The organism is Enterobacter mori LMG 25706 (assembly GCF_000211415.1).
Classification (GTDB): domain Bacteria; phylum Pseudomonadota; class Gammaproteobacteria; order Enterobacterales; family Enterobacteriaceae; genus Enterobacter; species Enterobacter mori.
This window is the reverse complement of the sequence record NZ_GL890777.1, coordinates 308,680-329,940: the sequence shown is the minus strand read 5'-3', so window position 1 is coordinate 329,940 and position 21,261 is coordinate 308,680. Positions and strand designations below refer to the sequence as shown.

The window sequence follows — 21,261 nt, the reverse complement described above, 5'->3', positions numbered from 1 at the left end:
GCATCACCTCTGAAATGAGTATTCGTCGTCATCACAGCCCCGATAATAAACAGTTTGTTAACATTATATTAACTCAGCGTACCAGTTTATTAATTGTTCAGATTGCAGGTTGCGAAGCGCGTCACTCTTTTTTTTCATTTTATCCGTAAAAAAACAGAGACAGCGGCTGAGCCGCTGTCTCTTTCCTAATAATAACAGTTAGTTACTCAGTTACGATCGTTTGAACCTGCGCCGGGCCCGGGTTATACCAGCCCCAGCCGGGGTAACCATAACGGTAAGGATGAGGACCCCACATCCACGGATCGATCGGCTGTGGCGGCATGACGACCTGCTGGGCAATACGCCAGCGTTTGTAGCCCGTCACCTGCATAGTCATAAATTTATACGGCGTGCTGCCGATTTTGCCCTGCACCGAACCGGTAATCGGCCCAACAACGGTCACCAGTTGCCCACGGAAATCGACCGGGTCAAGGAAACCGCTGACGTCTGCATAAATGCGCCCGCGGGAGGCCTCCCCCAGAACGGGGCGAGCACCGCTGTCCAGCGGTACCGTCGCAATTTCCAGACGGGTTTTACCCTGCTGGTTAAAGACCTCGATCACCTTGCCGCCGAAGCGCGATTCCTGGCCAACATACAGCTCAGGTGCATTCATAACGCGCACCAGATCCTGCTGTGGCGTTGGGCTACTGCCCTTAATCGCATCAGGAACGGTTACGCAACCGCTCAGTGCTGTGGCAACAACGCCTGCCATTAAAAGGCGAACAACTTTAGTTTGAACCGCCATGATGCGACTCCTTTTTCTCAGTTCCTGTTACTGAGATTCACTCGCGGCCTGGAAGTTTCTTCCACGCAACGGTGTTTCGTAAATAAACCGGCTCAGCCTGTTCAACGGCAACGGTTTTTCCTTTCGCGAACAGCTGACAGGCAAGGGGAAGCATATCTTCGGCGGCAGGCAGAAGCATATTGCCGTCAACCAGCGTTACGCCGGTGTCGTTCCCCATTTCCGGCCATGCCGGCCAGCCCGTCCCTACCGTCGCCCACTCGCCTGAGAGCTGTTTCAGGCGTTCAGTGACGGCTTCAGGCGTCAGCACGGCTTCCGTCTCTTCACCGTGCCAGACGCCGTTTTCATCACGGGTATATTCAGCCCAGTAAACTTCGCCCATGCGGGCATCAATGGCCGCCAGCACGCGGGTTGCGCCAGTCATACGCCAGGCACCCTGCGCCATGGTGGCGAGGGTAGAGACGCCGATCATCGGCAGTTCAGCGCCCAGCGCCAGCCCCTGCGCAATGCCAATCCCGATACGTACGCCCGTAAAGCTGCCAGGGCCACGGCCAAAGGCCAGCGCGTCGAGGTCGGTTAAGGAGGTGTTGCCCTGGGTTAACATGGCTTTTACCAGGGGCAGAATACGTTGGGTGTGTTCCCGTGGGCACTCTTCGAAATGAGCAGAAACAGCACCGTCGTTCAACAGAGCGACAGAGCAAGCCTCTGTCGCGGTATCAATAGCCAGAATTCGCATCAGTCGTCGCGCTCTCGCAAGGGTCAGTCACAAAATGGCGCGCATCTTAGCACATTCCGGGGCGAATTACTCCGCCGTTGGGTTTGCCAGGAAACGCACCGCGCGTTTTATGTCCCGCGTCCGCGGCGCGGGCGGCAGGCTGGCGAGGAAGGTGGCGCCGTAAGGGCGCATCACCAGTCGGTTATCACAGATCACCAGCACGCCGCGATCGGTGACGTCGCGGATCAAACGCCCTACCCCTTGCTTGAGGGTAATCACCGCGTCCGGCAGCTGGACCTCGTCAAACGGATCGCCTCCGCGCAGACGGCAATCTTCCATCCGCGCCTTCAGCAGCGGATCGTCCGGGGAAGTAAACGGCAGTTTGTCGATGATGACCAGCGAGAGGGTATCGCCGCGCACGTCGACCCCTTCCCAGAAGCTGCTGGTCGCCACCAGCAGGGCATTACCGGCAGAAACAAACTGCTGTAATAGCTGGCCTTTGCTGGTTTCGCCCTGCAGCAGAACCGGCAGCGTCATGGTGGCGCGGAACTGCTCGGCGAGGTCGCGCATCATGGCGTGAGAGGTGCAGAGCATAAAGCAGCGGCCGTTGTTGGCCTCAATCATCGGTTTTAACATCGCCGCCAGATGGCGCGCCGCGCCCGGCTGGTTCGGCAGCGGCAGATTACGGGGAACGCAGAGCAGCGCCTGTTTTTCGTAATCGAACGGGCTGGGCAGGAGCAGCGATTCCGCCGCCTCAATGCCAAGACGTTCCGTGAAGTGATGCAGATCGTCATTCACCGACAGGGTTGCCGAGGTGAAGATCCAGCTTCCCGGTTTTTGCGCCATCACCTCTTTAAATTTATCCGCCACCGTCAGCGGCGTGAGCGCCAGCGTGAAATGCCGCGAGGTGCACTCATACCAGTAGCTGAAGCCCGGCTGGTTAATCTCTTTCAGCCGTTTGAGCCGCCCGCGATACAGTGTGGCGCGTTCAAACGCTGCATCTAACAGCGCGGAGCGTCCAAGCGAGAGTTTCGCCACGTCGTAGCAGAGTTCCAGGGCATCATCGAGCAGCAGCAGCGCGCGCTGGATATTTTTGTCCGCCAGCAGTTCGCGCAGGTTACCGCGATAGCCCGGCTCGCCAAGCTGTAAGCGGAAATCCTGCGCGCTCTGCGCCAGGCGGTCGGCGCACTTCTGCAGCTGCTGGGTATCTTTTAATTCGGTGCGATAGGCGATGGTGAAATCTTTCGCCAGGTCCTGAAGCTGGCGGCTCGAGAGCGACTGGCCGAAATACTGGCTGGCGATATCCGGGAGCTGGTGCGCTTCATCGAAGATCATCACGTCAGCCTCGGGGATCAGCTCGCCGAAACCGCTGTCTTTGACCACCATATCCGCGAGAAACAGGTGATGGTTTACCACCACGACGTCGGCGTCCATGGCAGTTTTGCGGGCTTTAACCACAAAGCAGTCTTTGTACAGCGGGCAGTCGCTGCCGAGGCAGTTATCGTTGGTGCTGGTCACCAGCGGCCAGGCAGGAGAGTCTTCCGGCACGCTCGCGCAGGTGCTGATGTCCCCCTCTTCGGTCTGGTTCGCCCATGACCGAAGGATAATGACGTCGCTCAGCGTCTGTACCGGCAGATCGCCACCCGCCAGCGCCTGCTGCTCGAGACGCTCAAGGCAAAGGTAGTTAGAACGCCCTTTCAGCAGAGCCAGACGCCCTTTGTATTTCAGCGCTTTCGCCACCGTGGGCAAATCGCGGCTGTAGAGCTGATCCTGCAACGCCTTCGATCCGGTGGAAATAATCACCTTCTTCTTCGCACGCAGCGCCGGAGCAAGGTAAGCATAGGTTTTACCCGTGCCGGTTCCGGCTTCGACCACCAGCGGCTGAGCCTTATCGATAGCGTGCGCAACGGCGTGCGCCATCTGACGCTGAGGTTCACGGGGTTTGAAGCCGGGGATAGCCTGCGCTAATTGACCTTCAGGGGAAAAATCGTCTGCCACGGTGCTCTCTCACTGTATTTTTGCACAGGGATTATGTCAGCCCATCCTTTCATGTGCCACCCCAAATAGTGACGACAGATGCACAATATGGCAGTCTTGCCGCCTGAATACGCAAAATAACGAGGAAACGTTTATGACGATTGTGCGCATTGATGCCGAAGCCCGCTGGTCTGATGTGGTGATCCATAACCAGACGCTCTACTACACCGGCGTACCGGCTAACCTTGACGCGGATGCGTTCGAGCAGACGGCGAACACCCTGGCGCAGATTGACGCGGTGCTGGAAAAACAGGGCAGCGACAAATCGCGCATTCTGGATGCGACGATTTTCCTGGCAAACAAGGACGATTTCGCGGCGATGAACAAAGCCTGGGATGCGTGGGTGGTGGCGGGTCACGCGCCTGTACGCTGCACCGTACAGGCCACGCTGATGAAACCGGAGTACAAGGTCGAGATTAAAATTATCGCGGCAGTTTAAGCCCGATTATTCTTCATCTTCATCCTCAAAACGCGCCACGATCCGCTCGCCGGTATGGGTGGCGCGCAGTTCTTCCGCCACCTGAGCAATCGCCTGTCCGCTGCTCATCCCCTGGGACATCAGTTCCTGGATACGTTCAACCGCTTTCTGCTGCTGTTCATGGCTCAGAGAAGGTAAACCTGCAAACATCGTCAACTCCTGCTAAATTATTCGCGCTAATTATTTCACGCTGCCCGGTAGTATGCCATACATGAACATGCGCTTCCCCACTGTTATTACCCTGCCCTGGCGTGCTGATGCCGCTGAGTTCTGGTTTGCTCGCCTGAGCCACCTTCCGTTTGCGATGCTGCTGCACTCCGGCCATGCGGATCACCCCTACAGCCGGTTTGATATTATCGTGGCCGACCCGGTCAAGACGCTGACAACCGATGACCTGCCGTTAACGGACGATCCGCTGTTGCAGCTTCAGCAAGCCATTAACGCGCTGGGCTTATCTGCCGCACCGAACCCGGACCTGCCTTTTCAGGGGGGCGCGCTGGGCCTGTTTGGTTACGAGCTGGGTCGCCGTTTCGAAACGCTGCCTGATCTTGCTCAGGATGATATTCCGCTGCCCGATATGGCGGTGGGACTTTACGACTGGGCATTAATTGTTGATCACCAGAAAAAAACGGTTTCCCTGCTAAGCCATCGTGACGTACAGGCGCGTCTGGTGTGGCTTGAGGGGCAACAGCCTGCACCTGCTGGGCCGTTCACGCTGACCTCCGACTGGCGTTCAAATATGAGCGCAGCGGAGTATGCCGAAAAATTCGCGCGCGTTCAGGCGTATCTGCACAGCGGTGACTGCTACCAGGTCAACCTCGCCCAACGTTTCCAGGCGACATACCGGGGAGATGAGTGGCAGGCATTTACCCGTCTTAATACCAGCAATAAGGCGCCCTTCAGCGCGTTTGTGCGTCTGGAACAGGGAGCGGTCCTCAGCCTGTCGCCCGAGCGTTTTATTCATCTGGCCGAGGGCACGATTCAAACCCGTCCGATTAAAGGCACTTTGCCGCGTCTTGCCGATCCCGAGGCCGACCGCAAGCAGGCGGAAAAACTCGCCGTCTCCCCGAAAGACCGCGCGGAAAACCTGATGATCGTCGACCTGATGCGTAACGATATTGGCCGGGTCGCGGTGCCGGGCAGCGTCCGCGGGCCCGAACTGTTCGTCGTCGAGCCTTTCCCGGCGGTACATCATCTTGTCAGCACCGTCACCGCACAGCTGCCCGCCTCGCGCACCGCCTGCGATCTGCTCCGCGCCGCGTTTCCGGGAGGCTCAATCACCGGCGCCCCCAAAGTGCGGGCGATGGAAATTATCGATGAACTGGAGCCGCACCGCCGCAACGCCTGGTGCGGCAGCATCGGCTATGTGAGCCTTTGCGGGACCATGGATACCAGTATCACTATCCGCACGCTAACCGCCTGCGACGGGAATCTGTACTGTTCCGCAGGAGGCGGCATTGTGGCCGACAGCCAGGTCGATGCGGAATATCAGGAAACCTTTGATAAAGTTAACCGTATCCTTCAACAGCTGGAGACCTGACGGGTGGAAAAAGAGAACCTGACGCTGGATGATTTTTTGTCGCGCTTTCAGCTTTTGCGACCTGCGGTGAACCGTGAAGCGCTGAATCAACGTCAGGCGGCGGTGCTGATCCCGGTGGTGCGGCGCGAACAGCCGGGCCTGCTGCTCACCCAGCGATCGCCGCATATGCGTAAACATGCCGGTCAGGTCGCCTTTCCGGGCGGCGCAGTGGATAGCACCGATGCGTCGCTGATTGCCGCCGCGCTGCGGGAAGCACAGGAAGAGGTCGCGATTCCACCAGAAGCCGTCGAGATCGTTGGCGTATTACCCCCTGTCGACAGCGTCACCGGTTTTCAGGTCACCCCGGTGGTCGGCATTATTCCCCCCGATCTTCAGTATCATGCCAGCGTCGATGAAGTCTCTGCGGTGTTTGAAATGCCGCTGGAGGAAGCCCTCCGACTGAGCCGTTATCACCCGCTGGATATTCAGCGTCGTGGACATGAGCATCGGGTGTGGTTGTCCTGGTATCAGCATTATTTTGTCTGGGGCATGACGGCGGGCATCATTCGTGAGCTGGCGTTGCGGATCGGCCTGAAACCTTGACTATACTTTACATTCCACCCTTTTCTGGCAGGTTTGCGATCGCTGTCGCGCTATTAGCAAAACCATCGTTAACCATTAGTTTAATTCATGTGAATAGTTAAGCCGAGGTTGGTGTTCCCTCTTACACTATGCGCAGTTATAACATCGTTACTGGAACCCCGGTAACCCTGTCAGGAGTGTAAAAGTGATTAGTATATTCGACATGTTCAAAGTGGGGATTGGTCCGTCTTCTTCCCACACTGTAGGGCCGATGAAGGCCGGTAAACAGTTCGTCGATGATCTGGTCGAAAAAGGATTACTGGAAAGCGTTACCCGTGTTGCCGTAGACGTCTACGGTTCGCTGTCATTAACGGGTAAAGGCCACCACACCGATATCGCCATTATTATGGGTCTGGCAGGTAATATGCCGGACACCGTTGATATTGATGCCATTCCGGCATTTATCCGCGACGTGGAAGCGCGCGGTCGCCTGCTGTTGGCTAACGGCCAGCACGAAGTGGATTTCCCGCAGGATGACGGCATGCGTTTTCGCAGCGACAACCTGCCGCTGCATGAAAACGGCATGACCATCCATGCGTGGAACGGCGAAAAAGAGATCTACAGCAAAACCTACTACTCCATCGGCGGCGGTTTTATCGTTGATGAAGAACATTTTGGCAAAGACAGCGTAGGCGACGTTAACGTGCCCTACCCGTTCAAATCTGCTACCGAGATGTTGGGCTACTGCAAAGAGACCGGCCTGTCGCTTTCCGGCATGGTGATGCAGAACGAACTGGCGCTGCACAGCAAGAAAGAGATTGAAGACTATTTTGCAAACGTCTGGCAAACCATGCGTGCCTGTATCGATCGCGGGATGAATACCGAAGGCGTATTGCCGGGTCCACTTCGCGTGCCGCGCCGTGCCTCCGCGCTGCGCCGTATGCTGGTGACGACGGACAAGTTCTCTAACGATCCGATGAACGTGGTTGACTGGGTGAACATGTTTGCCCTGGCGGTTAACGAAGAGAACGCCGCCGGTGGCCGCGTCGTGACGGCGCCGACCAACGGTGCATGCGGTATTGTGCCAGCGGTACTGGCCTACTATGACCACTTTATCGAACCGGTGACGGCGGATATCTACATCCGTTACTTCCTGGCGGCGGGTGCGATCGGTGCGCTGTACAAGATGAACGCCTCAATTTCTGGCGCGGAAGTGGGCTGTCAGGGTGAAGTGGGCGTAGCCTGCTCCATGGCGGCGGCTGGCCTCGCGGAACTGCTGGGTGCAAGCCCTGAGCAGGTGTGCGTGGCGGCTGAAATCGGCATGGAGCATAACCTGGGGCTGACCTGTGACCCGGTGGCAGGCCAGGTGCAGGTGCCTTGCATCGAGCGTAACGCCATTGCCTCGGTGAAAGCGATCAACGCCTCCCGTATGGCGATGCGTCGTACCAGTGAACCTCGCGTTTCACTGGATAAAGTGATCGAAACCATGTACGAAACCGGCAAGGACATGAACGCCAAATACCGTGAAACCTCACGAGGCGGTCTGGCCATTAAGGTTCAGTGCGACTAATACTTCCCTTCGCCCATCTGCAACGGATGGGCGAATTTTAACGTCACGCCTCGTCTCATTATGTAATCCCCACTACACTTTCTCTGTTGCGTCCGGCTTTTGGGGCTGGTGGCTTACAGAGCGACCGTTCATGCAAAAAGCACAAGCGATCATTAAAGATTATCGCCGAAAACGCGTTATCGTCTGTGTCACGGTTGCGCTCCTTACGCTCATCCTGACGTTGGGCATTCGGTTTATTTCGCAGCGTAACGTCAATCAGGAGCGCATCCAGAATTTTGCCGACCATACGGTACACTCCCTCGAAAAAGTGCTGCTTTCACTGGAAAATCGACGCGATGTACTACAGGCCCAGGTTGGACAGCCCTGCAGCCAGGCACAACTGGTATTACGCAAGCAGGCGGCCATTCTGCAGACCGTCCGCTCGATTGCCCTGATTAAAGATGGACTTCTCTACTGCTCGAGTATTTTCGGTTCACGCAGCGTGCCTGCAAGCACGTTCCTGCCGATTTTTCCCGCGCAAGAACCCCGGCTGGTATTGTCGACCGACCAGTGGTTGCTGAAGGGCAGCCCGATCCTCATTCAGTGGTATCCGGCCTCAGGTGACGGCGAGGACGGGGTGATGGAGGTTGTCAATATCGACCTTCTCACCAGAATGATCCTTGAACCGCAGCGACCACTGATTACCGGTGGGGGTTTATCTGTCGGTAATCATTACCTGCGCTACGGTCAGCAGGTTACGGATACCCTGACCTTTGATGATGGCGATGTGCTTCTGTCGCTGGCATCAACGCGCTACCCCTTCAGCATTACCGTGAGCGGGCCGGGTCCAGGCTCAATAGCACTCAAAAATCTGCCGACACAATTGCCGCTGGCACTAATGTTGAGCTTACTGCTGGGCTACATTGCCTGGCTTGCCACCGCGCGTCGAATGAGCTTTACATGGGAAATAAACATGGGGCTTGCGGCGCGGGAATTTGAGCTGTTTTGCCAACCTCTGGTCAATGCCCGCACCCAGGATTGCGTCGGCGTTGAGATCCTGCTGCGCTGGAATAACCCTCGTCAGGGGTGGATCTCGCCGGACGTATTTATTCCTCTGGCAGAAGAACACAACCTGATTATTCCGCTCACCCGCTATGTCATCACCGAAACGGTACGTCAGATAGGCTACTTCCCCGCCACGTCCGATTTTCATATCGGTATTAACGTGGCCGCCAGCCACTTCCGCCACGCCGCCCTGCTGCAGGATCTGAATCAATCGTGGTTCAGTGCAAACCCGGCCCAGCAGCTGGTGGTTGAGCTTACGGAGCGCGATGCCCTCAGGGACGTGGATTACCGCATAGTGCGCGAGCTGCATCGAAAAGGCGTTAAGCTTGCCATTGATGATTTTGGCACCGGCAACAGTTCGCTCTCCTGGCTCGAAAAGCTCCATCCTGACGTGCTGAAAATTGATAAATCCTTTACCACTGCCATCGGGACCGATGCCGTAAACTCAACGGTGACGGATATCATTATTGCGCTGGGCCAGCGGCTGAATATTGAACTGGTAGCGGAAGGGGTAGAAACCGAGGAACAGTCACGGTATTTGCGTCGCCACGGGGTGCATATTTTGCAGGGATATTTCTTTGCGCGGCCAATGCCGCTGCGGGAGTTTCCGAAATGGCTGGCGGGAAGTTCTCCCCCGCCAGCACATCACAATGGACACATCGTGCCCTTAATGCCGTTACGCTAAAAAAGTTTACTCTTCTTCGTCGTGTGCAGATTGCTCTTTAACAATACGCACCATATCAACGCGATAGTCGTTGGCTTCGACAATGGTGATATGCAACGGCGGCAGTTCAATCACATCGCCGATACGTGGGATCTGACCGTTAACCGAAATCACAAGCCCTGCCACGGTGGCAATGTCTTCTTCATCGTTAATGACATTTTCCAGCCCCAGCGTGTGCGAGAGCGCGTGCAGGTCAGTAGTACCTTTGACCAACCAACCTTCGCCGTCCGCAACGATTTCCGGCGTTTCGTCCGCATCCGGGAATTCCCCCGCAATCGCTTCCAGTACGTCCAGCGGCGTGACAAGACCCTGAACCACGCCAAATTCGTTGGTGACGATAACGAAGCTACCGCGTGCGCGACGCAGCACGCCCAGCAGGTTGATGGGATCCAGCGTTTCCGGAACGACAATCGCAGGCGACGAGGCCGCAATGGCTTCCACGTTGACGCCCTCTTCCAGCGCCACCAGCATCTCTTTGGCACGGACCACGCCGATGATTTCATCCAGTTCGCCACGGCACACCGGGAACAGACTGTGCGGTGAAGAGAGGAGCTGCTGACGAATCTCGTCAACGCTCAGGTTGGCATCCACCCAGCTGATTTCACCGCGCGGGGTCATTATCCCACGCAAGGAACGGGAGGCCAGGGAGAGCACACCGTTGATCATGTAGCGCTCTTCTTCAACAAACGCCCCTTCAGGGACCGGAACTGGGTTACGGCTCTCGCTATCAGACTGCACGCTCACCTGGCGACGACCGCCCATCAGGCGCAGAATCGCATCAGCGGTACGGGCGCGCAGCGGCTGGTTTGACTGCTGCTTAATGAAGTTGCGGCGCGCAATCTGGTTAAACAGCTCAATGATGATCGAGAAACCAATCGCGGCGTACAGGTAGCCTTTCGGAATATGGAAGCCAAAGCCTTCTGCCACCAGGCTGAGACCAATCATCAGCAGGAAGCTCAGACACAGCACGACAACCGTTGGGTGCTGGTTCACGAAACGCGTCAGCGGTTTCGACGCCAGCAGCATCACCGCCATCGCAATGACGACAGCCGCCATCATCACCGGCAGGTGGTTCACCATACCGACTGCGGTAATAACCGCATCCAGCGAGAAGACCGCGTCAAGCACGACAATTTGCAGTACCACGACCCAGAAGCTGGCATAGCCCTTACCATGACCATCATCATGCTGCCGGTTTTCAAGCCGTTCGTGTAGCTCTGTTGTCGCTTTAAAGAGCAGGAATATCCCCCCGATCAGCATGATCAAGTCACGACCGGAGAAGGTGTAATCCATCACGGAGAACAGTGGCTTGGTCAGCGTGACCATCCACGAGATGACGGACAGCAAGCCCAGTCGCATGATCAAGGCCAGCGACAGACCAATCAGACGTGCTTTATCACGCTGTTTTGGCGGCAGTTTGTCAGCAAGGATGGCGATGAACACCAGGTTATCAATACCGAGAACGATCTCCAGTACGACCAGCGTGAGCAATCCTACCCAGATTGACGGGTCCATTAAGAATTCCATGACAAGCTCCTGCTAAAGGAATGACAAAACGGTGCCCCACTCAATGTGGGCAAAACAGAGGCAAACAGAGACGAGTTCTGGCGAGGATCGCCGGCGAAAAAGGCGCGGAATGGCCTGGTAGATGACTGACGTCGGTGACGGTCCATATAGCGGGCTGTAGCCCTGTACTCCTGAACAATTAAACGGAGGCTAAACATATCAGAGATAACAGGTTTTACGCAAAGATTTACGTTCTTTTGCAAAAACGCAATAAGACTAAATTTGTGTTGAGAATTTTCTGCATTGCGAAAGCTAAATTACGGATCTTCATCACATAAATTATTTTTTCACTGTCTAAAATAATTCGCGGAAGTCTTAGTTAATTTAACTCTAACCCTTATCTGAATCGATTCGGTTCGCCAATACGATTCTCAGTACGTCTGCCCGACAGGCGTATTAATGATAATAAAAGGAGGTAGCAAGTGACCATTGCTATTGTCATAGGCACACATGGTTGGGCTGCTGAGCAGCTACTCAAGACGGCAGAGATGCTGTTGGGCGAGCAGGAAAACGTCGGCTGGATCGATTTCGTTCCCGGTGAAAACGCCGAGACGCTGATAGAGAAGTACAACGCTCAACTCGCGAAGCTGGATACCAGCAAAGGCGTGCTGTTTCTCGTCGATACGTGGGGCGGCAGCCCGTTTAATGCTGCCAGCCGCATTGTCGTCGATAAAGAGCACTATGAAGTTGTCGCCGGGGTGAATATCCCGATGCTGGTGGAAACCTTCATGGCGCGCGACGACAACCCGAGCTTCGATGAGCTTGTGGCCCTGGCGGTAGAAACCGGGCGTGAAGGCGTTAAGGCGCTGAAAGCACAACCGGTTGAAAAACCCGCCCCGGTTGCGGCGGCACCGAAAGCAGCCGCCCCAGCGAAACCGATGGGCCCGAACGATTATATGGTCATCGGCCTTGCGCGTATTGATGACCGCTTAATCCACGGCCAGGTGGCGACACGCTGGACCAAAGAGACCAACGTTCGCCGCATCATCGTCGTCAGTGACGAAGTGGCTGCGGATACCGTACGTAAAACCCTTCTGACTCAGGTTGCCCCTCCAGGCGTTACCGCGCACGTGGTGGATGTGGCCAAGATGATCCGCGTCTACAACAACCCGAAATATGCGGGCGAGCGCGTGATGCTTCTGTTCACTAACCCAACAGACGTCGAGCGCATTGTTGAAGGCGGCGTGAAAATCACCTCCGTTAACATTGGTGGTATGGCTTTCCGTCAGGGCAAAACGCAGGTCAACAACGCGATTTCGGTTGATGAAAAAGATATTGAGGCATTCAACAAGCTGAATGCACGCGGTATTGAGCTGGAAGCCCGTAAGGTTTCCACGGATCAGAAACTGAAAATGATGGATTTGATCGGCAAAGTTGGGAAATAAGCCCGCGCCGGTTTTTCACATAAAGCTTATGCAATAGGAGAAGTACAATGGAGATTACCACTCTTCAGATTGTGCTGGTGTTCGTCGTCGCATGTATTGCGGGTATGGAATCCGTACTTGATGAATTTCAGTTCCACCGTCCGCTGGTGGCCTGTACGTTGATTGGTGCCGTTCTCGGTGATATGAAAACCGGTATCATCATCGGTGGTACCCTGGAAATGATCGCCCTCGGCTGGATGAACATCGGTGCAGCGGTTGCGCCCGATGCCGCGCTGGCGTCGATTATCTCGACCGTTCTGGTTATTGCCGGTCATCAAAGTATTGGTGCCGGTATCGCCCTGGCGATCCCACTGGCTGCAGCAGGCCAGGTTCTGACCATCATCGTGCGTACCATCACCGTTGCCTTCCAGCACGCGGCGGATAAGGCGGCCGAAAACGGCAACCTGACGGCGCTATCCTGGATCCACGTGTCGTCCCTGTTCCTGCAGGCGATGCGTATTGCGATCCCGGCGGTTATCGTGGCGATTTCTGTCGGTACGAGTGAAGTCCAGAGCATGCTGAACGCCATTCCAGAAGTGGTCACCGGCGGTCTGAACATCGCAGGCGGCATGATCGTGGTGGTCGGTTACGCGATGGTCATCAACATGATGCGCGCAGGCTACCTGATGCCGTTCTTCTACCTCGGCTTCGTGACCGCCGCCTTCACCAACTTCAACCTGGTAGCTCTGGGTGTGATTGGTGCAGTGATGGCGATTCTCTACATCCAGCTCAGCCCGAAATATAACCGCGTCGCGGGTGCCCCAGCGCAGGCTGCTGGTAACAACGATCTCGATAACGAACTGGACTAGCAGGTGAGCGAAATGGTTGATATGACAAAAACTACCACTGAGAAAAAACTCACTCCGGGTGATATTCGTGGCGTGTTCATTCGTTCTAACCTGTTCCAGGGTTCATGGAACTTCGAACGTATGCAGGCGCTGGGCTTCTGCTTCTCCATGGTACCGGCAATCAAACGCCTGTATCCGGAAAACAACGAAGCACGTCGTCAGGCGATTAAGCGTCACCTGGAATTCTTCAACACCCATCCTTACGTTGCGGCCCCCGTACTGGGCGTAACGCTGGCGATGGAAGAGCAGCGTGCGAACGGCGCAGAGATTGACGATGGTGCCATCAACGGTATCAAAGTCGGCCTGATGGGCCCGCTGGCCGGTGTCGGTGACCCGATCTTCTGGGGCACCGTTCGTCCGGTCTTCGCGGCACTGGGTGCCGGTATCGCCATGAGCGGCAGCCTGCTTGGCCCACTGCTGTTCTTCATCCTCTTCAACGCAGTACGTCTGCTGACCCGTTACTACGGCGTGGCTTACGGCTACCGTAAAGGCGTGGATATCGTTAAGGACATGGGCGGCGGCTTCCTGCAGAAACTGACCGAGGGGGCGTCAATCCTCGGCCTGTTTGTGATGGGGGCACTGGTTAACAAGTGGACGCACGTAAACATCCCGCTGGTGGTATCGACCATCACCGGGCAGGATGGTCAGACGCGTGTGACTACCGTGCAGACGATTCTGGACCAGCTGATGCCGGGCCTGGTGCCGCTGCTGCTGACCTTCGCCTGTATGTGGCTGCTGCGTAAGAAAGTGAACCCGCTGTGGATCATCGTTGGCTTCTTCGTCATCGGTATCGCGGGCTACGCTGTCGGTCTGCTGGGCCTGTAAGTTTCAATGCTATACGCCGGGGGCTTGCCCCCGGTCTTTTTATCTGGAGGATGAATGACTGTCACGGACATCGTACTGGTTTTGTTTATTGTTGCCCTTATGGCTTACGCGATCTATGACGAGTTCATCATGCCCCGCCGCCACGGCGAGACGCTGCTTTCCCTTCCTCTTCTGCGACGAGGTCGCGTTGATGGATTCATCTTCGCGGGCCTGATCGTCATTCTGATCTACAAGAACGTGACCAGCAACGGTGCACTATTAACCACATGGTTATTATGTGCGCTGGCATTAATGGCGATTTACCTGTTCTGGATCCGCTCGCCAAAAATCATTTTTAAAAAACACGGATTCTTCTTCGCCAATGTCTGGATAGAATATAACCGCATTAAAGAGATGAATTTATCCGAAGATGGTGTATTGGTGATGCAATTAGAGCAGCGTCGTCTGCTGATTCGGGTCAAGAATATTGATGACCTTGAAAAGATCTCCAGATTACTCCTTAAAACTCAATAGCTTATTATTATAGCATCGGCTATAAAGTACGATATTTGCGTGCAGACAATATAGCCGTTGCTATATCCCCCCATCATCTTAACTTATATTTATTAACGATATTTTCACGCATAAATCTAAATGAAAATCGTTATCAGAAAAGCAGCTAAATTAAGCCTGCTTCGTTGTTGTTTTATATTCTCAAAATATGTTAAGGTTGCGCCCGTCGTTGGGGAGTAGCCGATTTCCTGTTCTCAGGAAATGTACGTGTCAACATACTCGTTGAAAAACGTGGCGCGTACGGATCGCTTTCAGCACATTTCAGGTGTGTTGCGATCAGGCGAGACCATAGATACATCAACTGCTGTTTACTGGGGGCAGTGATGTGTCATATGGATATCCCCGGTCTGGACGCTGTTATGAACATCTCCGCTACGATCCTCCTTGCTTTTGGCATGTCCATGGACGCATTTGCTGCTTCCATCGGAAAAGGCGCCACGCTCCACAAACCTAAATTCTCAGAAGCCCTGCGTACCGGCCTGATTTTTGGTGCTATCGAAACGCTAACGCCGCTTATTGGCTGGGGTCTGGGGATGCTCGCCAGCCAGTTCGTGCTGGAGTGGAACCACTGGATTGCATTCGTCCTGCTGGTGTTCCTGGGGGGGAGAATGGTCATCGAAGGTTTTCGCGGTAACAGCGATGAGGATGATGAGCCACAGCATCGCCACGGCTTCTGGCTGCTGGTCACCACGGCGATTGCCACCAGCCTCGATGCTATGGCGGTCGGTGTCGGTCTGGCATTCCTTCAGGTCAATATTATTGCAACTGCACTGGCCATCGGCTGCGCTACGTTGATTATGTCAACGCTGGGGATGATGGTGGGTCGGTTTATCGGCCCGCTGCTGGGCAAGCGAGCCGAAATTTTAGGCGGTATCGTGTTAATCGGTATTGGCGCTCAAATCCTCTGGGCGCATTTCGCCGGTTAAACCTCGCGCTGCCAGACGTGGATACTGAAATCAGTCTGGCAGCGAAAAACGGTCTGCTTTGATAACGTTTCCCATACCTCTGGTTTTGCCCGCCACGCGAACGGCGTCATCTGCAGCAACGCTACTGCCTCCTCCCCTTTGAGCTCCATTTCATACGCCACAGTGTGTTCCTGTTGCAGTATAAAACCCGGCAGCTGTTCAGAGTGAGGCGCGTGCAAACGCACTTCGTCGTAAATCAGCCCTTTCAATTCCATCAGGTGCCGTGGTCCTGGCGTGACGGTGATCACCCAGCCACCCGGTTTCACTACGCGCGCCAGTTCTTCCGCTTTGCAGGGCGCATAAATGCGGATAATGGCGTCCATGCTGGCGTCGTCAAACGGCAGCCTGTGGCTGGATGCCACGCAAAACGTTACGGCTGAATAGCGTTTTGCCGCCGCGCGAATCGCCACTTTTGCCACGTCCAGACCAAAAGTCTCTGCGCCTTTCTCGCGGGCAATCTCTGCAAACGTTGCCGTGTAGTAGCCTTCGCCACAGCCAATATCCAGCACAGCGGTAGCATTATCAGGCAGGCGATGCGCCAGCACCTGCGCAACGGTGTCCCGAAGAGTCTGGTAATGTCCTGCATCCAGAAACGCACGGCGCGCCTGCATCATCTCTGCACTGTCACCCGGGTCGCGGGAGCGCTTGTGCTGCACAGGAAGAAGATTCACGTACCCTTCCCTGGCTATATCAAACTGATGTCCCTGCGGACAGGTAAAGCTTTTCTCTGAGCGCAGCAGATGCGCATGGCAAAGGGGACAACTGAAGGACATGACAACTCCGGGGGCATAAACCAAAGGGCGAAGTGTACCGCTATTCGCCCGCGTTATAAACGCCAGGGTTAACGCATGACGATAAGGTGGTCAGAATCCGCCGGTAGACCATCCGGTCTCACATTCTCCAGACGCAGCACGTTGCCCATAATTTCGCTGAACACCGGCGCGGAGACGGCACCGCCGTAGTAGGCGCCGTTTTGAGGATCGTTGATGACCACCACCAGCGCAAAGCGCGGATCGCTGGCAGGCGCAACGCCAGCGGTATAGGCGACATATTTATCGACATATTTCCCGCTGTCATCAATCTTCTTCGCCGTCCCGGTTTTCACCGCCACGCGATAATCACGTACTGCGGCCTTAACACCGCCGCCACCCGGCAGCGCAACGCTTTCCATCATATGTGCGGCTTCATGCGCAATCGCCTCTGACATCACCCGGTGGCCCATAACGGGAGGGTCAATGCGGGTAATAGAGAGTGGACGCTCAAGACCAAAGCTACCGATAGTGGCGTAAACATGCGCCAGTTGAAGCGGCGTCACCATCAGGCCATAGCCGAATGCAAACGTCGCCCTGTCGAGCTGGCTCCAGAATTTACGCTGTGGTAATAGCCCCGCACTTTCCCCCGTTAAGCCAAGGCCAGTGTTTGTGCCGAAACCAAAGTTTCTGTAGGTATCAATAAGATGCTGGACCGGCATCGCAAGAGAGAGGCGTGACACGCCCGTATCGCTCGATTTTTGCAGAATGCCGGTCATCGTCAGTTCCGGGTAGTAACCCACATCGCGGATACGGTGCCCGTCAAGCATGTACGGGTGGGTGTCAATCACGCTGTCCGGCTGCACCAGCCCCTGCTGCAGCGCCGTCATCAGCACCAGCGGTTTGACGGTCGAACCCGGTTCGAAGGTATCGCTTATTGCACGATTACGGAAATCGTTTAACGTCGCCCCTTCGCGATTATTAGGGTTAAAATCCGGATAGCTTGCCATCGCAAGAATTTCGCCCGTCTGGATATTGATTAATACCGACGCCCCCGACTCGGCTTTATTCCACGCCACCGCATTATCGAGCGCATCTTCGGTGATAGTTTGCAGACGCTCATCAATACTCAGCTGAATGTTATGGGCAGGCACGGGTGCCACTTCCGTCAGATTTTCAACCACGTGCCCATAGCGGTCTTCCCTCACCTGTCGGACGCCAGGCTTGCCCATCAACTGAGTATTGAAACTCTTCTCAACACCTTCAATTCCTTGTCCATCGATATTGGTAAAGCCAATAAGATTGGCCGCCACATGTCCCGCAGGGTAAAAGCGGCGGGATTCATCGCGTAAATTAATGCCCGGCAGGTTGAGTTTGTCTATCCACTGCGCCTGTGAAGGATCGACCTGACGGGCCAGGTAAATAAACCGTCCCTGCGGATTGCTGTTTATTCGCGACGACAGCGTGCTCAGAGAGAGATGCAGCGCATTGGCCAGCGCCTGCCAGCGGTTGTCAAACCCTACGCCACCTTTTGCCAGTACCGTTTTAGGATCGGCCCATACCGCCCGGACAGGCACACTCACCGCCAACGGCCTTCCCTCGCGATCCACGATCATTCCGCGCGGAGCATCAATGGCGACCTCACGCAGCGAGCGCATGTCCTCCTGCTTAACCAGATTGTCAGGTTTAACGATTTGCAGCCAGGCCACCCGCCCCAGCAAAAAAGCCAGACTGCAAAAAATAGCAAAACAAAGCAGAGCAAAACGCGCCGGCGTAAAGTTTCCGGTGGTCATTATGGTTTTCTTTTTCGCCTGAGCCTCAGGGCTGTTGATCAACGCCCTGATTTAACGGGAAAAACCGATCTGAAGGAGAGGAAACAATGCTAATAACCTCGTAGCTTTGCAACAAGTTACTAACAAGAAGAGGAATGGTAATATTTTGAAAGATAACAGAATAAAAAAGCCCCGCGATACGCGAGGCTTTATATCTGAGATTGAAGCGCCAGGCACTTCAGTCAGCAGTGGTTCGATCAGATAGCAGTTACGTTAACTGCAGCTGGGCCTTTCTGGCCATCCTGAATTTCGAACTCAACGTTCTGGCCTTCAGCCAGAGTTTTGAAGCCATTACCCTGGATTGCAGAGAAGTGTACGAACACATCTTTGCTGCCGTCAGCAGGAGTAATGAAACCAAAACCTTTAGACTCGTTGAACCACTTAACTTGACCTTTAATCTTTGCCATTTGCAAAATTCCTTAGAGTGTTTTCTTAGCCCGCAGGCTTGACTGAGATAAAACTGAGACATTACTGCATGAGGCACTAATATAAGGTTCGGCAGAGAAGCGGTATTCAACGACAACGTGTTTACTCAGGACTTCTTTACTGAAAATGCCACACATAAACAGAACTGTACCTCGTTTGACCCAAAACGTGTTATCACACACAACGATTAATATGGCAAGCCATTTTTAAACGTGTCTCGATCCGCCGCACAAATTCAAACACTGCCCTGGTATGATCTGCACACTTATGCGCAACGATCATGGACAACGTGTGTTCTTTACACCGCCACTGCGCTATTACCGCAAGCGCTGTTATCTAAGACTTTTTTACCATAGACCATACATTTCTTGCCGTCCAGATACAGGGGCAACTTTCTTTAGAACCTTGATTGCGTTAGAACATTTTGTGAAAACTTATGCTCAAATCATTCCAACGCATCGATAACGGACAATGCATATTTGATGATAATAAACATACAGACACTGCATTAAAAACCACCAGTGAATAAAGAATTGGATGCACCAAAATAATGAAATTTTTATGACTCTGCCTCAAAACAAGGCAAGCAAAACGTTTCGATAAAAATAAAACAATCCTGAAGGGCTATAAATACAAAATATATGCAACTGTTACGCACATTGTTTAAAAGGATAAATATTCGCCAATTTTCAGTATCCTGAAGGAATTATTAACCGGTGCTACATTATTCAGCGCCTGAGTTAACGCATGGACGGGTTCATCAAGGGATTCATCTGCCAGTTCAAACACGCCCCAATGGATGGGAAAGGCCAGGGGTTGGCCGAGCTGCTGCCATAGCGCCACGGCAGATTGCGGGTTCATGTGATGGACCGCCATGAACCATTCTGGTGCATAGGCGCCAATCGGCAACGCGGCGGTGTCAATTTTGCCCAGACGTTCGGGTATCGTTAACAGCTCCGGCGAATAGCCCGTATCACCGCTGAACCAAAAGCGGTGCTTTCGTCCCTCAAAGACCCAACCACACCATAATGAACGATTCCGGTTCCAGGGGGTACGCATACTCCAGTGCTGCGCCGGAACGGCTGTCAGGGTGATTCCTTGCCAGGTTATGCTCTGCCACCAGTCGAGTTGTACGATGTGCCTGGCTCCGCGACGGCGAAACCAGTCTGCCAGACCTAAGGGAACAAACAGCATTACGTCTGGAAAACGTTTCAGGATACGGCGAATGGTTGCACCGTCGAGATGATCGTAGTGATTATGCGAGATAACCACTGCATCAAGCTGCACAAGTTGTTCAACAGACAGTGCAGGAGGTGTTTTGCGCACCGGTCCTGCAAAAGGAAGCGGAGAAGCGCGTCGCGAAAAGACCGGGTCGGTCAGAATGGTGTTGCCATCCATCTGCACCAGCAGACTAGCGTGTCCAAGCCACCAGACCCCGTCGCCTTGTGGCTGTTTCAGCTCAACAGGCTGCCACCACTGGCGTATGAAATCGTCATATCCCTGCGCAGGCGGTTTAGGTAAACCAGCCGCTTTCCGCGCCTTACGCCAGCGCTCTACATCGCCGGGCTGATGTCCTACAGGTGCAGTATTGCGAAAGCCATTCGGCGTATGATGGATCCGGGAGGGGTCATACCAGGGATTTTTCCAGACCACGGCCACCTCCCGCGAGCAACAGGTTATCGTTCGGCCACCAGACGGATAAAGTCGTCTTCGTCTTCTTTGTCTGCGACGACCGCTTCTTTAGGGGCTTCTTTCTCTTCTGGTTCGTTTGCTTCGCACAGACGGCGCAGCAGCGCATTTTGGCGCTTTTGCTGATCGAGCAGCGCTTCAAGCAACTCGATTTGCTCGTTCGTGCGCGAGCTGGCACGGTTGACGAAAAACCAAATGACCAGTCCAGCGACCAGAATAACCAACGAGACCATCAGGGATGCCAGATTTAGCAGCCCTGAATTCATTAACTCACCCATTTCACCACCTCAATAAAAACGCCCATTTTACCACTGGCGCGAAGGAAGGAAATGACCTTAGGAAAAAATGCGTCTTACCACGGAATAAACTTGTTGATTGCGCAAACGCCGCTAAAAAACTGTACATCCTGATCGCACATTCACGTTGATAGTCTGTGTCCACAGCACCACACATGCCACCAACACGATAACCAGAATTACCCAGCGTATTTTTTTCACTCCACTCTCCGTTTTATGACCCTAGGCAGCCAGGTTATCACGGCTATCTTAAACAGCGTCTAACTGTACCTCATCAAACTCTTTTCGGAATCGTGCACTTGTTTCACTGAGTAAACAGGTTAGGCTAAATGCATGACAACAACGATAAAGAGGCAATGATGCATTTAATCATTCGAACTATTATTGCACTGGCCGTTCTCTGGACTGGTCTTCTGTTAACCGGATATGGCGTGCTTGTGGGGAGCACCGAAAACGCCGCAGGTTTAGGTATCAAGTGTAAATATCTGACAGCCCAGGGCATGAGTACTGCGCAGTACATCCACTCGGACAGTGGGATCATCGGTTTGACCAACTGCCCCGTCCTGCGTAAATCGTCCGTAGTAATTGATAACGGCTAAATATCGCTGAACCGCATCCATGAAAAACGCCGCAAATGCG

23 protein-coding genes, 1 pseudogene and 1 riboswitch are annotated in these 21,261 nt (G+C 54.4%); of the genes and pseudogenes, 11 read left to right on the top strand and 13 right to left on the bottom strand.

Annotated elements, in window-relative coordinates:
- Nucleotides 1-202: 202 nt before the first annotated feature.
- The 3 genes from ENTMO_RS0115330 to ENTMO_RS0115320 form a co-directional block, all read right to left on the bottom strand.
- Entirely contained in the window at nucleotides 203-784 is a 582-nt protein-coding gene (locus ENTMO_RS0115330) for a Slp family lipoprotein (RefSeq protein ID WP_010432706.1), read from the bottom strand.
- A gap of 37 nt (nucleotides 785-821) precedes the next feature.
- Nucleotides 822-1,517, bottom strand: coding sequence for a tRNA (adenosine(37)-N6)-threonylcarbamoyltransferase complex dimerization subunit type 1 TsaB (tsaB, locus tag ENTMO_RS0115325; RefSeq protein WP_010432702.1), 696 nt, complete (start codon nucleotides 1,515-1,517; stop codon nucleotides 822-824).
- Between the two features lie 66 nt (nucleotides 1,518-1,583).
- Nucleotides 1,584-3,494 carry an ATP-dependent DNA helicase gene (locus tag ENTMO_RS0115320; protein ID WP_010432700.1) on the bottom strand — a complete coding sequence of 637 codons (1,911 nt, stop codon included), beginning with the start codon at nucleotides 3,492-3,494 and terminating at the stop codon, nucleotides 1,584-1,586.
- Nucleotides 3,495-3,627: 133 nt separating this feature from the next.
- Here ENTMO_RS0115320 and ENTMO_RS0115315 point away from each other — a divergent pair, with 133 nt between their 5' ends.
- Nucleotides 3,628-3,972, top strand: coding sequence for a RidA family protein (locus tag ENTMO_RS0115315; RefSeq protein ID WP_008500498.1), 345 nt, complete (start codon nucleotides 3,628-3,630; stop codon nucleotides 3,970-3,972).
- Between the two features lie 6 nt (nucleotides 3,973-3,978).
- On the opposite strand, the gene ENTMO_RS0115310 is transcribed toward ENTMO_RS0115315, so the two are convergent.
- Nucleotides 3,979-4,161: a YoaH family protein gene (locus ENTMO_RS0115310; protein WP_010432696.1), complete on the bottom strand. Its 183-nt coding sequence runs from the start codon at nucleotides 4,159-4,161 to the stop codon at nucleotides 3,979-3,981.
- Between the two features lie 61 nt (nucleotides 4,162-4,222).
- Here ENTMO_RS0115310 and pabB point away from each other — a divergent pair, with 61 nt between their 5' ends.
- The 4 genes from pabB (at nucleotide 4,223) to ENTMO_RS0115290 (ending at nucleotide 9,411) form a co-directional block, all read left to right on the top strand.
- Nucleotides 4,223-5,551, top strand: coding sequence for an aminodeoxychorismate synthase component 1 (pabB, locus tag ENTMO_RS0115305; protein WP_010432693.1), 1,329 nt, complete (start codon nucleotides 4,223-4,225; stop codon nucleotides 5,549-5,551).
- A gap of 3 nt (nucleotides 5,552-5,554) precedes the next feature.
- Nucleotides 5,555-6,133, top strand: a complete 579-nt coding sequence (locus tag ENTMO_RS0115300) for a CoA pyrophosphatase (RefSeq protein WP_010432691.1) — start codon at nucleotides 5,555-5,557, stop codon at nucleotides 6,131-6,133.
- Nucleotides 6,134-6,317: 184 nt separating this feature from the next.
- On the top strand, nucleotides 6,318-7,682 hold the full coding sequence (sdaA, locus tag ENTMO_RS0115295; protein WP_010432687.1) for an L-serine ammonia-lyase: 1,365 nt from the start codon (nucleotides 6,318-6,320) through the stop codon (nucleotides 7,680-7,682).
- A 130-nt stretch (nucleotides 7,683-7,812) separates the two neighbouring features.
- A complete protein-coding gene (locus ENTMO_RS0115290) occupies nucleotides 7,813-9,411 on the top strand; it encodes an EAL domain-containing protein (protein ID WP_010432683.1) in 1,599 nt (532 codons plus the stop codon).
- A gap of 6 nt (nucleotides 9,412-9,417) precedes the next feature.
- On the opposite strand, the gene yoaE is transcribed toward ENTMO_RS0115290, so the two are convergent.
- Nucleotides 9,418-10,977, bottom strand: a complete 1,560-nt coding sequence (gene yoaE / locus ENTMO_RS0115285) for a CNNM family cation transport protein YoaE (protein ID WP_010432680.1) — start codon at nucleotides 10,975-10,977, stop codon at nucleotides 9,418-9,420.
- Nucleotides 10,965-11,123 carry a protein YoaL gene (locus ENTMO_RS26970; protein ID WP_406549902.1) on the bottom strand — a complete coding sequence of 53 codons (159 nt, stop codon included), beginning with the start codon at nucleotides 11,121-11,123 and terminating at the stop codon, nucleotides 10,965-10,967. Before ENTMO_RS26970 ends, yoaE begins: the two co-directional genes overlap by 13 nt.
- Before the next feature lie 315 nt (nucleotides 11,124-11,438).
- On the opposite strand from ENTMO_RS26970, the gene manX reads away from it, so the two are divergent.
- The 5 genes from manX to mntP all read left to right on the top strand — a co-directional run bounded on the left by manX (nucleotide 11,439) and on the right by mntP (nucleotide 15,591).
- Entirely contained in the window at nucleotides 11,439-12,401 is a 963-nt protein-coding gene (gene manX / locus ENTMO_RS0115280; RefSeq protein ID WP_010432678.1) for a PTS mannose transporter subunit IIAB, read from the top strand.
- Between the two features lie 47 nt (nucleotides 12,402-12,448).
- Nucleotides 12,449-13,249, top strand: coding sequence for a PTS mannose transporter subunit IIC (manY, locus tag ENTMO_RS0115275; protein WP_008500490.1), 801 nt, complete (start codon nucleotides 12,449-12,451; stop codon nucleotides 13,247-13,249).
- 12 nt (nucleotides 13,250-13,261) lie between these two features.
- A complete protein-coding gene (locus tag ENTMO_RS0115270; RefSeq protein ID WP_006810994.1) occupies nucleotides 13,262-14,113 on the top strand; it encodes a PTS mannose transporter subunit IID in 852 nt (283 codons plus the stop codon).
- 54 nt (nucleotides 14,114-14,167) lie between these two features.
- Nucleotides 14,168-14,626: a DUF986 family protein gene (locus ENTMO_RS0115265; RefSeq protein ID WP_010432673.1), complete on the top strand. Its 459-nt coding sequence runs from the start codon at nucleotides 14,168-14,170 to the stop codon at nucleotides 14,624-14,626.
- Between the two features lie 198 nt (nucleotides 14,627-14,824).
- A riboswitch (yybP-ykoY riboswitch) is annotated at nucleotides 14,825-15,015 on the top strand.
- 9 nt (nucleotides 15,016-15,024) lie between these two features.
- Complete coding sequence (gene mntP, locus ENTMO_RS0115260; protein ID WP_010432671.1) at nucleotides 15,025-15,591, top strand: manganese efflux pump MntP; 567 nt, start codon at nucleotides 15,025-15,027, stop codon at nucleotides 15,589-15,591.
- Here the strand turns inward: mntP and rlmA are convergent.
- From rlmA to mgrB, 7 genes and pseudogenes are all read right to left on the bottom strand, one after another.
- The gene (gene rlmA / locus ENTMO_RS0115255; protein WP_010432669.1) at nucleotides 15,588-16,403 is read right to left on the bottom strand and encodes a 23S rRNA (guanine(745)-N(1))-methyltransferase; all 816 of its coding nucleotides are present in this window, start codon (nucleotides 16,401-16,403) and stop codon (nucleotides 15,588-15,590) included. The genes mntP and rlmA overlap by 4 nt on opposite strands.
- Nucleotides 16,404-16,471: 68 nt before the next feature.
- On the bottom strand, nucleotides 16,472-18,172 hold the full coding sequence (ftsI, locus tag ENTMO_RS0115250; protein WP_010432666.1) for a peptidoglycan glycosyltransferase FtsI: 1,701 nt from the start codon (nucleotides 18,170-18,172) through the stop codon (nucleotides 16,472-16,474).
- A gap of 236 nt (nucleotides 18,173-18,408) precedes the next feature.
- On the bottom strand, nucleotides 18,409-18,618 hold the full coding sequence (cspE, locus tag ENTMO_RS0115245) for a transcription antiterminator/RNA stability regulator CspE (protein WP_001062678.1): 210 nt from the start codon (nucleotides 18,616-18,618) through the stop codon (nucleotides 18,409-18,411).
- Between the two features lie 12 nt (nucleotides 18,619-18,630).
- Nucleotides 18,631-18,774, bottom strand: coding sequence for a DUF2627 domain-containing protein (locus ENTMO_RS24700; RefSeq protein ID WP_052302290.1), 144 nt, complete (start codon nucleotides 18,772-18,774; stop codon nucleotides 18,631-18,633).
- Between the two features lie 526 nt (nucleotides 18,775-19,300).
- Complete coding sequence (locus ENTMO_RS0115240; protein ID WP_010432663.1) at nucleotides 19,301-20,290, bottom strand: MBL fold metallo-hydrolase; 990 nt, start codon at nucleotides 20,288-20,290, stop codon at nucleotides 19,301-19,303.
- Nucleotides 20,291-20,313: 23 nt separating this feature from the next.
- Nucleotides 20,314-20,604, bottom strand: coding sequence for a YebO family protein (locus tag ENTMO_RS0115235; protein ID WP_010432660.1), 291 nt, complete (start codon nucleotides 20,602-20,604; stop codon nucleotides 20,314-20,316).
- 74 nt (nucleotides 20,605-20,678) lie between these two features.
- Nucleotides 20,679-20,823: pseudogene (mgrB, locus tag ENTMO_RS24695) on the bottom strand (PhoP/PhoQ regulator MgrB).
- 158 nt (nucleotides 20,824-20,981) lie between these two features.
- Between mgrB and ENTMO_RS0115230 the strand changes: the two are divergent.
- Nucleotides 20,982-21,221 carry a YobH family protein gene (locus ENTMO_RS0115230; RefSeq protein WP_029485125.1) on the top strand — a complete coding sequence of 80 codons (240 nt, stop codon included), beginning with the start codon at nucleotides 20,982-20,984 and terminating at the stop codon, nucleotides 21,219-21,221.
- Nucleotides 21,222-21,261: the final 40 nt, after the last annotated feature.